The organism is Streptomyces sp. NPDC048514, from assembly GCF_043199955.1.
Taxonomy (GTDB): domain Bacteria; phylum Actinomycetota; class Actinomycetes; order Streptomycetales; family Streptomycetaceae; genus Streptomyces.
Window position 1 is genome coordinate 13,201 of the sequence record NZ_JBICWT010000002.1, and the last position, 13,481, is coordinate 26,681.

Below are 13,481 nucleotides of genomic sequence, written 5' to 3' on the forward strand. Positions count from 1 at the left end.
CGAGCCGTGGCGCCGCGGGGCCGTGTGTCCCCACCGCCCGGGAACCGTCGACGGTCGGGCACCGCCGATGGTCAGGCGTCGCCGGCGATCATGGCGTGCAGGTGCAGGTCGTGCCAGCCGTCCGCGTGCAGCTGGGCGCTGCGCAGGGTGCCTTCGGCGGTATAGCCGGCCTTCTCGGCCACCCGGCAGGACGCCGGATTGGCGACGGAGTGGTACAGGCTCAGGCGGTGCAGGCCGAGGTCGTCCAGGGCCCAGCCGCTCAGCCGGCGGGCCGCCCGGACGGCGATGCCGCCTCCGCGTGCCTCGGGCAGCACCCAGTAGACGACTTCCGCGGTTCCGGCGGCGAGGTCCACGTCGTTGAGTCCGGCGAGGCCGACGGCCGCGCCGCCGAGCGGGGCGATCGCCCAGATCGCACCGGTTTCCGCGCGTCGGCGCTCGTGCAGGCGCTCGATGCGGGCGCGTGCCTGGCCTCGGCTGTCGACGCGGAAGAGGTTCCACCGGCTGATCGCCGGATCCTGCCCGGCCGCGTGCAGGGCGTCCGCGTCGGTGTCGGTCAGGCGCCACGGCCGCAGTTCCAGGCCACCGGAGAGCGGCAGCACGGGCTGGTCGCCGTCGGCGAGCCGGCCTGCGGGTACGGCGGCAGGCGCGACCGCGGGTACGGCGGCAGACGCGACCGTGGGTACGGCGGTGGGTGTGCCGGGGCTGGAGGTCATCGGGGCATGGTGCCACGTGCCGCTAGCGTTGCGGCAGGCGGTGCAGGGTCACGTCGGTGAGCGCTCCGCCGGCGGCCGTCGCCGTGAGGTAGGTGCAGTACGGCTGGCGGCGGCGGTCGGTCGGGGAGCCGGGGTTGAGCAGCCGCATGCCGCCGGGGGCGGTGGTGTCCCAGGGGATGTGGCTGTGGCCGAAGACCAGGACGTCGAGGTCCGGGAAGCGGGCGGCGCAGCGGGCCTCGCGGCCCTGGGCCTGGCCGGTCTCGTGCACCACGCCGAAGCGCAGGCCGCCGAGTTCGGCGTACGCCACCTCGGGGAGCCGGGCGCGCAGGTCGGGCCCGTCGTTGTTGCCGTAGACCCCGATCAGCCGGCGGCTGCGGCTCTCCAGCAGGTCGAGGGTGGCGGTGTCGACCCAGTCCCCGGCGTGCAGGACGGCGTCCGCGTGCGGGAGTTCGGCGAGCAGCGGTTCGGGCAGCCGCTTGGCGCGCTTCGGCAGGTGTGTGTCGGACATGAGGAGGAGGCGCACGCCGTCAGCCTATGCGGCTCACGAGGCCAGACGGCGGATGCCGCGTACGGCGCCGAGCACGACGGCGCCCGCGCCGAGGGCCGTGGCGGCGGGGTGCCGGACCAGGGTCTCCTGCCAGGAGCGGGAGTGGGCGCTGTCGTCGAAGGCGCCGTGCGCGCCCTGGTCGCCGGCCGGCTCCCGGTCGACCGGTTCGAACAGGTTGTCCAGGCCGGTGGGCGGGATGCGGCCGGTCTGCTGGGCGTCGAAGCCGGTGCGGGCCAGATAGCGGTCGAGCAGGGCCGGGGCGAACCGGTTGGCCCAGGTGGTGGCCACGGTGGTGGCGCCGATGTAGTACTGCTTGCGCCGCGGGTGGTCGGCGGCGTACACCACGCCCCGCGCGGCTACCTCCGGCTGGTAGATGGGCGGCACGGGCATGGGGTGTTCGGCCAGCCGGGAGCGCACCCACTGGAACTGGGGTGTGTTGACCGCCGGCATCTGGGCGACGGTGACGTGCACGTTGCTGCCGCGGTGCAGCAGTTCCGTGCGCAGGGAGGAGGTGAAGCCGTTGATCGCGTGCTTGGCGCCGCAGTAGGCCGACTGCAGGGGGATCGACCGTTCCCCGAGCGCGGAGCCGACCTGGACGATGGTGCCGCGGTCGCGGGGCAGCATGCGGCGCAGTGCCGCGCGGGTGCCGTTGACGAAGCCGAGGTAGGTCACCTCGGTGACCCGCCGGAACTCCTCGGCGGAGATCTCCTCGAAGGGCGCGAAGACGGTGGAGAAGGCGCAGTTGATCCATACGTCGATCGGGCCGAACTCCTTCTCCGCGGCCTCGGCGACGGCCTCGACCTGGGCCGCGTCGGCCATGTCGGCGGGCTGGACCGAGGGGCGCCCGCCGAGCGCCGCGACTTCGCCGGCCGCCGCCTGCAGGCCGCCTTCGCCGCGCGCGACCAGTACGACGTCGGCGCCGCGCCGGGCGTAGTGGCGGGCGGTCGCGCGGCCGATGCCGGCGCTGGCTCCGGTGATGACGACGGTGGGGGGCATGTTCCGCTCCTCTTCCGGTGCTCCGCTTGTGGTGACCCTGTGCCGAGGGGGACCTGCCGGTAGTTCGATCCGTCCGTGGCGTGGGCGCCGCGGCTGCCGGCGTCGAAGCGGACTTCCCCGTCCACCGCGGCGCGGAGGGCCGCCTCCGGGCCGGACGGGTCCGGAGGGGACATCTGCGCTCCTTGATCTTCACCGACGAGCGAGGGCGACGCACCGCCTCGGCGGCCGCGCCGAACGTGGACCGGCGAGTACCGGTTTGTCCGTGGACCGGCGGGTACCCGATTGTTCGGCAGGTGAAACTGAACAGTTAATCCTGTACAGGCTGCCCTGTTGGTTCTAGGCTGGGCCGCATGGACCACATCTCCGAGTCGGCCGTCCGGGCCGCGCGCGACCTGCGGGTGGTGTTCAGCCGGCTGCGGCGCCGCATCCGCGAGATCGCGCAGGACGCCGACCTGACCCCGTCGCAGGAGTCGGCGCTCACGCTGGTCGGCAAGCACGGAGCGGCCACCGCCAGCGCCCTGGCCGCCGCCGAGGGCGTCCGGCCCCAGTCGATGGCCACGACCCTGGCCGGGCTGGAACAGCACGGCCTGATCCGCCGCGCCCCCGACCCCGACGACGGCCGCCGCCAGCTGGTCACCCTCACCGACGCCGGCCGGGCCCGCATCGAGGGCAACAAGCAGGTGCGCGAGGAGTGGCTGGCCCGCGCCTTCCAGGACCGCTTCACCGACGAGGAGCGGCAGACGGTCCGCACGGCACTGGAGCTGATGGAGCGGCTGTCGCGGCCGTGATCGCGGGCCCTGTTCACGCTCGCCGGCTCTCCCCTGCCGCCGGCGACGGCATCGCCCGGCCGTTCGCACGGCCGGCTCCCCCCTTCGAAAGGCCTGACCGACCCATGTCGCTCACCACCCTCGACCCCCGTACCGCACTCGTCGCGATCGACCTGCAGAACGGCATCGTGGCCATGCCCACCCAGCCGTACCCGGGCACGGACGTCGTGTCCCGCACCGCCGAACTCGCCGGGGCCTTCCGCGGTCACGGCCTGCCCGTGGTCCTCGTCCGCGTCAGCTTCGCGCCCGACGGGGCCGACGCCGTCCCCGGCCGCACCGAGCGCCAGGCGCGCGGCCTCGCCTTCCCCGAGGGCTGGGACGTCGTCGTCGACGAGCTGTCCGGGCACCCCGGCGACATCCACGTCACCAAGCACAACTGGAGTGCCTTCCACGGCACCGACCTGGACGTCCAGCTGCGCCGCCGGGGCATCACCCAGATCGTGCTGACCGGCATCGCCACCAGCATCGGCGTCGAGTCCACCGCCCGGGACGCCTACGCGCACGGCTACCACGTCACCCTCGCCACGGACGCCATGGCCGACAGCGACCCCGCGGCGCACACCGGCAGCGTCGAGCGGATCTTCCCGCGGCTCGGGGAGAGCGGTACGACCGCCGAGGTCCTCGAGCTGCTCGCCAAGACCCACGCCTGACCTGCCCGGCGCCGGCCCGCGCCGCGGGGCACGCGAATCCGCGCGCTCGGGGCGGGCCGGCATCCGGCGACGCGGGGGCGGGTTCGATGCGCCCGGGCAGACCGGTGGACGGGTCGCCTCGGGGACGCCGCTGCGTTCCTGTCGCCTTTCAGCGGTCCCCACCGGCGCCCGTCGCCGCGGTACGGCTCCCGGCTCAGTCCTCGCCGCGCACGATGTTGTCCTCGGCCGGGGCGCTCTCGCGCCGGTGGGAGGTGCGCTCCAGGACGGCGGGGAGGCAGGTGCGCAGTCCCCGGCCCCCTCGGCGCCGGGCCTCGGCCCAACCGGTCTCGACAGGGGATATGGCGGGTTTCTCGCTGAGCTGAGCGGTCACGTCTTCCATCTTCCTTCTGCGCTGTCCGTGCCGGTTCGGGTCCCCGCCCCGCGGAGCGGCAAACCCGGACGCCGGGCGGCAGCGGGTCAGGTCCGGCCGCCGCCACCCCCGCCGAAGGAGCCGCTGGAACCGGGTGACCAGCGCGAGCGGCTCTGGTCGTCGGCGCGCTTGGTGCCGGCGTTGCCGAGCTGGTGAGGGGTGAGCCGTTCACCGCCGTCCGCGACCCGCGGCACCTCGTCCGGCTCGCGCCGTTCCTGGACCTCGTGGACCGGCCCGGAGGGCGGCATCCGGGGCTGCTCGTCGGGGCGGGGCGGGGCCGGTTCGCGCCGGCGCACCTTGACCCCCAGCCGGAAGGCCCAGATCAGTCCGGCGACGCAGGCCACCCCCGCGACGAGAATGACGACGTACCCGAAGACCTGTACGCCCGCGGCTGCTTCGTACATGGCAGTGTCCATGCGCCCCCGGGTACCCGGGGAACGGCCGGGAATGCCCGGGCCGGTGGCCTTCAGCCGATCGGCGCAGCGGGCCACGCGGGCCACCGCCGGGGTGCAGGGCGTGGCGGGGGCGGCCGTCCGGGAGCCTGGGAGTAGCGTCGCCCGCGATGACCGAATCGCCGCAGATGTCAGAAACCATGGAGATCACCGCCCGGTACACCGCGCCCGCTCCGCGCCCGGGCCGGGCCCTGCTGCGCTGGATCTCCACGACCGACCACAAGGTGATCGGCCGCCTCTACATGGTCACGGCGTTCTGCTTCTTCCTGCTGGCCGGGCTGCTCGCGCTCGGCATGCGCCTCGAACTGGCCCGCCCGGGGCTGCAACTGCTCAGCAACCAGGGGTACAACCAGTTCGTCACCATCCACGGCACGATCATGATGCTGCTGTTCGCCACACCGATGTTCGCGGGGTTCGCCAACGCCGTCATGCCGCTGCAGATCGGCTCCCCCGACCTCGCCTTCCCGCGGCTGAACGCGCTGTCGTACTGGATGTACCTGTTCGGCGGAGTGATGGTGGTCTCCGGTTTCCTGGTGCCCGGCGGTGCCGCCGCGTTCGGCTGGTTCGCCTACGCGCCGCTGAACAGCGCCTACTTCACGCCCGGCGCGGGCGGTGACCTGTGGGTCATGGGGCTGGTGGTGTCGGGCGTGTCGACGACGCTGACCGCGGTGAACTTCATCGCCACGATCATGTCGCTGCGGGCACCGGGCATGACCATGTTCCGGATGCCCATGTTCACCTGGAACGTGCTGTTCACCTCGATCCTGATCCTGCCGGCGTTCCCGGTGCTCACGGCGGCTCTGCTGGCGCTGGAGGCGGACCGCGGGTTCGGTGCGCACGTCTTCGACGCGGCGAACGGGGGTGCGCTGCTGTGGCAGCACCTGTTCTGGTTCTTCGGGCATCCCGAGGTCTACATCGTGGCGCTGCCGTTCTTCGGGATCATCTCGGAGATCATCCCGGTCTTCTCCCGTAAGCCGCTGTTCGGCTATGTGCCGATGATCGGGGCGACGATCTCGATCACCATGCTGTCGGCGGTGGTGTGGGCCCACCACATGTTCGCCACGGGCGCGGTGCTGCTGCCGTTCTTCTCGATCATGTCCTTCCTGATCGCGGTGCCGACGGGCATCAAGTTCTTCGCCTGGATCGGGACGATGATCCACGGGTCGGTCTCGTTCGAGACGCCGATGCTGTGGTCGCTCGGCTTCCTGGTGTCGTTCCTGCTGGGCGGGCTGAGCGGGGTGCTGATCGCCTCTCCGCCGCTCGACTTCCACCTGACGGACACGTACTTCATCGTGGCGCACCTGCACTACGTGCTGTTCGGCACGGTGGTGTTCGCGATGTTCGCCGGCTTCTACTTCTGGTGGCCGAAGTTCACCGGGAAGATGCTGGACGAGCGGCTCGGCAAGCTGCACTTCTGGCTGCTGTTCCCGGCCTTCCAGCTGACGTTCCTGGTGCAGCACTGGCTCGGCGAGGAGGGGATGCCCCGCCGGTACGCGGACTATCTGCCGGGGGACGGCTTCACCCTGCTCAACACGCTGTCGTCGGCGGGCGCGTTCCTGCTGGGCGTGTCCACGCTGCCGTTCCTCTACAACGTCTGGCGCACCGCGGCCAAGGGCCGGAAGGTCGCCCTGGACGACCCCTGGGGGTGGGGGCGCGGCCTGGAGTGGGCGACGTCGTGTCCGCCGCCCCGGCACAACTTCGTCGCGCTGCCCCGGGTGCGGTCGGAGTCGCCCGCCTTCGACCTGCACCATCCGGAGGTCGAGAACCCGCCCGGGGAGGAGAGGGTGCGATGAGAGCGGAGGCCGTGCTGTTCGGCGGGGTGGCACTGTTCTTCGGGGGCTCCGCCGCCCTGTACGGGGTGTGGTCGGGGGACGAGACGGGCACGACCGCCCTGGTCGTGGCGTGTGTGATGGCGGCGCTGGTCGCCTTCTTCTGCCTCGTCCAGTACCGGCGCCGGGGCGCCCGCCCGCAGGACCGCACCGACGCGGAGGTGGCGGACGCTGCCGGGCCGGTGGCGTTCTTCCCGGACGAGAGCCCGTGGCCGATCGTCACCGCGCTCGGCTTCGCGGTGACGGCCGGCGGCGTCGTCTTCGGGCTGTGGCTCTTCCTCATCGGCCTCGGCGTTCTGGCCCGGGGGGTGTTCGGGATGGTGTTCCAGTACGCGCGCCGGTGAGCGGTCTGCGGGGAGCGCCGGGGCGGAAGTTCTCGACGGGCTCGTGGCCGCCCTCGTAGCCGCCGGTGACGCTCTGGCGGATGTCACCGGTGGGTACGCCCTCGGCGAGGCGTTCCCGCTCGGCGTGCGTCAGGGCCCTGCACAGCCACCGGGTCACCAGGAACGCGAGGACGGGCGCCGCCACGAGGGCGACACGCAGCACCCAGGTCAGCGCGTCGACGGAGATGCGGAAGGTCAGGGCGATGACGTCGTTGCCGCCGGCCAGCAGCAGCACGCCGTAGAAGACGGTGCCCGCCACGCCGAGTCCGGTGCGCACGGGACGCTCCCGCGGCCGGTCGCACAGATGCCGCTCGCGATGCCACTCCCCCGTCAGGCGCTGCTCCACGAACGGGTAGGCGTAGAGCACGGCGAACAGCAGGCCGGGCAGGACGACGGCCGGGAGCAGCACGTTCCACATGAGCGTGTGCCCGGCGATGTTCGTCTCCCACGGCGGTACGAGCCGCAGCGCGCCCTCCATGAAGCCGACGTACCAGTCGGGCTGGGAGCCGGTGGAGACCTGGTCCGGACGGTAGGGGCCGTAGGTCCAGATCGGGTTGATCTGGGCGAGGCCGGACAGCAGCACGAGGATGCCGGAGACGGTCAGGGCCAGGCCGGTGGAGGTGGCGGCGAACTGCGGGAAGAGGGGTTTGCCGAGGACGTTTCGGTGGGTGCGGCCGGGGCCCCGCCACTGGGTGTGCTTGAGATGGAAGACCAGGATCAGATGGACCGTCACGAGTGCGATGAGGGCGCCGGGGAGCAGCAGGATGTGTGCCGGGTACAGGCGGGTGATGATGTCGTGGCCGGGGAACTGGCCGCCGAAGGCGAAGAAGGCGACGTAGGTGCCCACCACGGGGACCGACAGCATGATGCCCTGCGCGATGCGCAGCCCGGTGCCGGAGAGCAGGTCGTCGGGGAGCGAGTAGCCGGCGAAGCCCTCGGCGAGGGAGAGCACGAACAGGGTGAGCCCGATGACCCAGTTCAGCTCGCGGGGCCGGCGGAAGGCGCCGGTGAAGAAGATCCGCAGCATGTGCAGGCCGATCGCGGCGACGAAGACGAGCGCGGCCCAGTGGTGGGTCTGCCGGAGCAGCAGGCCGCCGCGCACATCGAAGCTGATGCGCAGGGTGGAGTCGAAGGCGGCCGACATGCGCACTCCGCGCAGCGGTGCGTACGGGCCGGCGTAGACGACCTCGCGCATCTCCGGCTGGAAGAAGAACGTCAGCCACACGCCGGTCAGGATCAGCACGAGCAGGCTGTAGAGGGCGAGTTCGCCGAGGAAGAAGGACCAGTGCTCCGGGAAGGCCTTGCGCAGCAGCGATCCGCCTTCCAGTACGGGCAGCCGGGCGTCGGCCGCGTCCGCGAGCCGTTCGGCGCGGTGGCCGGCTCGGCTCACGTCTCCTCCGTCGCGGCGGCCCGCTCCACCTCGGCTTCCACCTCGGAACGCGGCCGGCCCGTCTCCTTGGCGTATTCGCTGACCGCGCTCTGCACGTCGCGGGCCAGGTCCCGCCAGGCCCGCAGGGCGGTCTCGTAGGTGCCCGACTGGGCGCCCGTCATCCGCCGCTCGGCCGGCGGACCGTAGGTCTCGCGCAGGTCCTCGACCGTGGCGCTGGCCGCGTCGGCCGCGCGCTGCTTCTGCACCAGTTCTTGGAAGGTGTGTGCCACACCAACCGACCCTAGGCACGGGACCCGCGGCGCGCCCGCCGGAGCGGACCGAACGGCCGTCCCCCCGTCCCCCGGGCGGCGGACCGAACGGCCCTCACCCCGGGTCCGCGGTGGTGGGAGGGCCGGCCGGCACGAGATCCGCCCACACCTGCTTGCCGCCGCTGACCGGGATCGTGCCCCAGGCCGCCGACACGGCCTCCACCAGCAGGATGCCCCGGCCGCCGGTGGCCTCCCAGCCGATGCCGGCCGGCTTGACGGGACTACGCGGCGAGGAGTCGGCGACGGCGAGCCGCAGCCGGTGGTTGACCAGGCTCATGTCGAGCCGCACCGGGCCGCCGGTGTGCACGAGGGCGTTGGTGACGAGTTCGGAGACCACCAGCAGAGCGGCGTCCAGGGTGCCCTGGGCGACGCCCCAGGCACGCAGGGTGCGCCGGGTGAAGCGGCGGGCGTGACGGACGGCCTCCGGCACCCGCCACACCGTCCAGCTCTCGCGCAGCGGCCGTACGGCCATGCCGTCGTAGCGCATCAGCAGCAGGGCCACGTCGTCGCCGCGGTGGGCGCCGGTGAGCAGGGCGTCGGCGACCAGGCCGAGATGGGCGGGGTCGGCGGCGGACAGTTCGGCGGCGAGCCGCTCCATGCCGGCGTCGAGGTCGGTGTCGGCGGACTCCACCAGGCCGTCGGTGGTGAGGGCGATCACCGTGCCGGGCCGGAGCCCGAGGGGGGTCATCGGGAACTCGGCCTGGCTCAGCACCCCGAGCGGCGGTCCGCCCTCGGCCCGCACGATCTCGGCGGAGCCGTCCGGGTGGCGCAGCACGGGCTGCACATGGCCCGCGCGTACGCACAGGGCGGTGCCCTGTTCCATGTCGACGTCGACGTAGGCGCAGGTGGCGAAGAGGTCGGTCTCCATGTCGAGCAGCAGCCGGTTGGCGTGCGCGACGACGACGTCCGGGGTGTGGCCCTCGGCGGCGTAGGCGCGCAGCGCGGTGCGCATCTGGCCCATCAGGGTGGCGGCGCCGGCGTTGTGGCCCTGGACGTCGCCGATGACCAGGGCGACGTGGTTGTCGGCGAGCGGGATCACGTCGTACCAGTCGCCGCCGACCTCCAGGCCCGCGGTGGTGGGCAGATAGCGGGCGACGGCGACCGCGCCGGGCAGCCGGGGCAGGCGGCGGGGCAGCAGCGTGCGCTGGAGCATCCCGACGAGTTCGTGCTCGGCGTCGAAGGCGTGGGCACGCAGCAGGGCCTGCCCGGTCAGGCCCGCACAGGCGGTGAGCAGGGCGCGTTCGTCGGGGCCGAAGTCGTGCGGGCTGTCCCAGCCGATCAGGCAGGCGCCGGCCATGCGGCCGCCGGCGGGCAGCGGCAGCACCGCGAGGCCGCCCGGACCGACCTCGGCGAGGGCCGGTTCCAGCGCGCTGCCGGCGGGCCAGATCCGGGCCCGGCCCTCGCGCAGTGCGGCGGCCAGCGTGGGCATGGCGCGTACCGGCGCGTCGGGCCACTCGGTGCGCCATTCGCTGCGCCACACCTCGGGCCAGGCCTCGGCCTCGGGCGGGTCCAGGACCGTGACCACGAGCCGTTCGTTCTCCAGTTCGGCGAGGGCGATCCGGTCCGCCTGCAGTGGCCTGCGCAGCGCGGCGACGACGGCCTGGCCGACGTCCTTGACGGTGCCGGCGATGGCGAGGGCGGCGGCGAGGCGCTGGACACGGGCCACGTCGGTGACGTCGGAGCGCAGGGTGGAGGCGTCGGCGACGGTTCCGACGAGGCGGGCCGCACGGCCCTGGCCGGCGGGCAGCAGCCGGCCACGCAGCCGCAGCCACCTGGGCGGCCCGGAGGGCTGCAGGACGCGGAACTCCAGTTCGCGGTCGCCGCTGGACATGTGGTCGGCCTCGACCACGGACATCAGCGCGGGGAGGTCCTCGGGCACGGTGCGCCCGAGCAGGCTCTCCACCCGGCCGTCGAACTCCTGCCGGCCGATCCCGAACAGCCGCAGGATCGCGTCCCCGACCTCGACCCGGCCGGTGTCCATGGCGAGGCTGAAGGCGTCCGGGGCCAGCTCGCCCGTGTCCCCGGCGAAGCCGGCCGGGGCCGGCACGGCGATCGCGCCGGCGATCAGCGCCAGGACGGCGCGGTCGTCGGCGCCGAAACCGCCGGGGTGCTCGGTGACGGCCAGCAGACAGCCGCCCGCCGGACCGAGCGGCAGGGCGGCCACGGAGAACTCGCCGGCCGGGGTGCGCCGTGCCTCGGGGCTGCCGGCCAGTTCCGCTGGGCCGAGCCACTGCGGCCGCGCGGTGCGATGGGCCTCGGCGACCGGGGACGCGCCGTCGGCCGGATACGCGTCGCGCAGCCCGAACAGGGTGCGCGGCAGTCCGGCGGACTCGGCGAGGCACAGGTGGGACGGGTCGCCGCCGGCCGTGTACACCCCGGCGAAGGCGGTTCCGGCGAGCACGAGGGCCTGTTCCAGGACGCGGCGGAGCCGGTCGGGGGTGGCAGGCGACGTGGTGAGTGTGTCCAGAGCGGCTTCGGCGCGCTCCGGCGTGGTCCTCGTTCCGCTGATCGCAGCGCCGTCACTCACCACCTCGCCATTACAGCGCGTGCGGCTCGTCCGCGCAGCCCCGGTGACGTCATGAAGGCTTGTCGCGGATGCCCCGGCTGCAGCTGGCGGCGACCGCGGCGACGCCGACCAGCGCGGCGAAGGCGAGCATCGCCGTGCCGCCGCTCCAGCGGCCCAGCAGCGCTCCCGCGAGGGTGGGGGCCAGGGCCGCCGCCGAGCCGGCGGCCAGGAGGATCACGCTGACCACGCGTCCCTGCAGGGCGTCGGGGGTGACCGCCGCCTGGTGGCCGAAGAGGGCGGCGTTGGCGGTGGGCCCGAGGAAGACCGCGGCGGCCAGCGGTACGGCGGCGAGGATCGTGGTGGACAGCAGCGCGCTGACGGCCATCAGCGCGGCGGTGGCCCAGCAGAGCACGGTGAGCAGGACGGGCAGCCGCAGCATGCGTTGCAGGACCGGCGCGGCGAAGGCGCCGAGAAGGCCGCCCACCGCGAAGATCGTGCCGGCCAGGCCGACCATGAAGGGCGGGAGTCCGGCGCGTCTGAGCGAGAGGGTCAGCGCGAAGACCATGCCGGTGAAGGCCATGTTGAGCGGCGCGGCGATGAGCAGCAGAGCGCGCAGGAACGGGTGGTGCAGCACGAACCGCAGGCCCTGCACGGCGGACGCGCCCGCGGTCGGCGAGCCCTGCTGCCGGGGCTGTTGCAGGGGCTGCCGCACCCGGAGGACGGCGGCCAGCGAGAGCAGGAAGCTCAGTGCGTTGCCGGCGAAGGGCAGGGCCCGGCCGATCCCGAACAGCAGGCCGCCCAGCGGCGGCCCGGCCAGCGAGGTGCCGTAGGCCCGCGCCTCGTTGCGGGCCACCGCGTCGGCGATCTGGCCGGGACCCACCAGGCTGCGGATCGCGGCGTGCTCGGCGGTGCTGAAGACGGCCGTCGCGGCGGCGCTGCAGGCCACCACGGCGACGATCACGGGGAGGTGGACCGCGCCCGCCAGGAGCAGACCGGCGAGCAGCGTGAACAGGACCAGCCGGAAGAGGTCGGAGACGATCAACAGCCGGCGCCGGTCGAAGCGGTCGGCGAGGACACCCGCCGGAAGCCGGCAGGCCATGGTGACGGCGAGGCCGGTGGTGCCGACGAGTCCGGCCCGTGCCGGTGAGCCGGTCTGCTGCAGGACCAGCAGCGGCAGGGCCAGGTCCGTCATGGCGCCGCCGAGGTCGGACAGGCACTGGCCGGTCCACAGCAGGTTGAAGTCGCGGTTGCGCCACAGGCTCGGCGGCCGGCCGGTGTCCGGCGCGCCGGTGCCGTTCTCGGTGAGCGGTGGCCTGGTCACACCGGGTCCGCCGCCCGCGGCGTACCCGCCGCCTCCACCACCGCGTGCGTCGCGCCCGCGACCGTGCCCGCCGCCGGATCGGGCGCGCCGGGCACCGGGTTCGCCGGACCCGCCGCCGTGTCCGCCGCCGGATCTGCCGCGGCGGCCGCCACGTCCACCGCGCCCGGCACCGGGTTCGCCACGTGCACCGCGCCCGGCACCGCGTTCGCCACGTTGACCGTGCCCGGCACCGGGTTCGGCGTGCCCGCCGCCGGCTGCGGGGGATGCGCGGCCGGGGTGGCGGCGGTCTCCGTCCTCGTGGGGATGACCAGCATCTTCGTCACGGATCCGTCGTCGGCGACGACATCGCGCAGATGGCGGAAGCCCAGGCGCCGGCACATCGTGAGGCTCGCGGTGTTGTCGGCGCCCACCATGCCGTAGGCCTCGTCGAGCCCGAGATGGTCGGCGGCGTGGCGGAGCAGGCCGCGCACCACTTCGCCGCCCAGTCCGCGGCCCCAGTGCCCGGGGACGAGCGCGGTGACGAGTTCGTGCCCGTCGACGTTGCCGGTCTTCTTCACCTCGGCGTGACCGACGTACGTGCCCTGGAGCCACAGGCCCCACACGTCGAAGCGGTTGTGCGGGTAGACGTCGGTGAGGATGGCCTGGAACAGGGCGCGGATCTCCGGTTCGGGCACGAGGTCCTGGCCCATCCAGCGGCACACCTCCTCGTTGCGCAGCAGTGCGACGAAGGCGTCCTCGTGCTCGGGGCGGTAGGGCAGAAACTCCAGGCGTTCGGTGCGCAGTACGGGGGTCATGGCGGGCTCCTCGGATGCGGTGCGTCATGGTGGGGCCGAGGGCGGTGGGGCGCCGGTGCGGCGGAACTGCGGGCGGTGGGGGGAGCCGCCGGGCCGGCCCGGTGCGGCCGGCCCGGCGTGGTGTGCCGGGCCGGCGGCCGGTCAGGCTTCGGCGTTCTCCATGCGCTCGCGCAGGCTGCGCGGGCGCATGTCGGTCCAGACCTCGTCGACGTAGGCGGAGCACTCGGCCTCGGTGCCCTCCTTGCCGACGGTCTGCCAGCCGGCGGGCACCTCTACGTCGACGGGCCACAGGGAGTACTGGTCCTCGTCGTTGCGCAGCACCTGGTAGCGGGTGTTCTCGTCCATGTCACGTTCCT

General features: G+C 73.7%; 15 protein-coding genes. 4 read left to right on the plus strand and 11 right to left on the minus strand.

Going from position 1 to position 13,481, the window contains the following annotated elements; all coding sequences use genetic code 11:
* Positions 1–71: 71 nt before the first annotated feature.
* The 3 genes from ACGFT2_RS03160 to ACGFT2_RS03170 are packed head-to-tail and all read right to left on the minus strand — an operon-like array spanning position 72 to position 2,256.
* Positions 72–713, minus strand: a complete 642-nt coding sequence (locus ACGFT2_RS03160) for a GNAT family N-acetyltransferase (RefSeq protein ID WP_393272943.1) — start codon at positions 711–713, stop codon at positions 72–74.
* 22 nt (positions 714–735) lie between these two features.
* The gene (locus tag ACGFT2_RS03165) at positions 736–1,236 is read right to left on the minus strand and encodes a metallophosphoesterase family protein (protein ID WP_393272945.1); all 501 of its coding nucleotides are present in this window, start codon (positions 1,234–1,236) and stop codon (positions 736–738) included.
* 18 nt (positions 1,237–1,254) lie between these two features.
* Positions 1,255–2,256 (minus strand): SDR family oxidoreductase, encoded by a 1,002-nt coding sequence (locus ACGFT2_RS03170; RefSeq protein WP_393272947.1) that lies wholly within the window; start codon positions 2,254–2,256, stop codon positions 1,255–1,257.
* A gap of 350 nt (positions 2,257–2,606) precedes the next feature.
* On the opposite strand from ACGFT2_RS03170, the gene ACGFT2_RS03175 reads away from it, so the two are divergent.
* Together ACGFT2_RS03175 and ACGFT2_RS03180 are read left to right on the plus strand one after the other, a co-directional pair.
* A complete protein-coding gene (locus ACGFT2_RS03175) occupies positions 2,607–3,044 on the plus strand; it encodes a MarR family winged helix-turn-helix transcriptional regulator (protein WP_393272948.1) in 438 nt (145 codons plus the stop codon).
* A 104-nt stretch (positions 3,045–3,148) separates the two neighbouring features.
* Positions 3,149–3,733: an isochorismatase family protein gene (locus tag ACGFT2_RS03180; RefSeq protein ID WP_393272950.1), complete on the plus strand. Its 585-nt coding sequence runs from the start codon at positions 3,149–3,151 to the stop codon at positions 3,731–3,733.
* A 193-nt stretch (positions 3,734–3,926) separates the two neighbouring features.
* Here ACGFT2_RS03180 and ACGFT2_RS03185 read toward each other — a convergent pair whose 3' ends face one another.
* Together ACGFT2_RS03185 and ACGFT2_RS03190 are read right to left on the minus strand one after the other, a co-directional pair.
* The gene (locus tag ACGFT2_RS03185) at positions 3,927–4,112 is read right to left on the minus strand and encodes a hypothetical protein (RefSeq protein WP_393272952.1); all 186 of its coding nucleotides are present in this window, start codon (positions 4,110–4,112) and stop codon (positions 3,927–3,929) included.
* Positions 4,113–4,189: 77 nt separating this feature from the next.
* Entirely contained in the window at positions 4,190–4,558 is a 369-nt protein-coding gene (locus tag ACGFT2_RS03190; protein WP_393272954.1) for a DUF6479 family protein, read from the minus strand.
* Between the two features lie 176 nt (positions 4,559–4,734).
* Here ACGFT2_RS03190 and ctaD point away from each other — a divergent pair, with 176 nt between their 5' ends.
* Positions 4,735–6,387 carry a cytochrome c oxidase subunit I gene (gene ctaD, locus ACGFT2_RS03195; RefSeq protein WP_393273848.1) on the plus strand — a complete coding sequence of 551 codons (1,653 nt, stop codon included), beginning with the start codon at positions 4,735–4,737 and terminating at the stop codon, positions 6,385–6,387.
* Positions 6,384–6,767 (plus strand): cytochrome c oxidase subunit 4, encoded by a 384-nt coding sequence (locus ACGFT2_RS03200; protein WP_393272956.1) that lies wholly within the window; start codon positions 6,384–6,386, stop codon positions 6,765–6,767. Before ctaD ends, ACGFT2_RS03200 begins: the two co-directional genes overlap by 4 nt.
* Here the strand turns inward: ACGFT2_RS03200 and ACGFT2_RS03205 are convergent.
* The 6 genes from ACGFT2_RS03205 to ACGFT2_RS03230 form a co-directional block, all read right to left on the minus strand.
* The gene (locus ACGFT2_RS03205; RefSeq protein WP_393272958.1) at positions 6,703–8,196 is read right to left on the minus strand and encodes a cytochrome bc complex cytochrome b subunit; all 1,494 of its coding nucleotides are present in this window, start codon (positions 8,194–8,196) and stop codon (positions 6,703–6,705) included. The two genes, ACGFT2_RS03200 and ACGFT2_RS03205, sit on opposite strands and share 65 nt — an antisense overlap.
* Entirely contained in the window at positions 8,193–8,465 is a 273-nt protein-coding gene (locus ACGFT2_RS03210) for a hypothetical protein (RefSeq protein ID WP_393272960.1), read from the minus strand. The genes ACGFT2_RS03205 and ACGFT2_RS03210 overlap by 4 nt, the downstream gene beginning before the upstream one ends.
* 94 nt (positions 8,466–8,559) lie before the next feature.
* The gene (locus ACGFT2_RS03215; protein ID WP_393272962.1) at positions 8,560–11,031 is read right to left on the minus strand and encodes a SpoIIE family protein phosphatase; all 2,472 of its coding nucleotides are present in this window, start codon (positions 11,029–11,031) and stop codon (positions 8,560–8,562) included.
* A 49-nt stretch (positions 11,032–11,080) separates the two neighbouring features.
* Positions 11,081–12,331, minus strand: coding sequence for an MFS transporter (locus ACGFT2_RS03220; protein WP_393272964.1), 1,251 nt, complete (start codon positions 12,329–12,331; stop codon positions 11,081–11,083).
* On the minus strand, positions 12,328–13,125 hold the full coding sequence (locus ACGFT2_RS03225; RefSeq protein ID WP_393272966.1) for a GNAT family N-acetyltransferase: 798 nt from the start codon (positions 13,123–13,125) through the stop codon (positions 12,328–12,330). The genes ACGFT2_RS03220 and ACGFT2_RS03225 overlap by 4 nt, the downstream gene beginning before the upstream one ends.
* A gap of 141 nt (positions 13,126–13,266) precedes the next feature.
* Entirely contained in the window at positions 13,267–13,470 is a 204-nt protein-coding gene (locus ACGFT2_RS03230) for an MbtH family protein (RefSeq protein WP_393272968.1), read from the minus strand.
* Between the last annotated feature and the right edge of the window lie 11 nt (positions 13,471–13,481).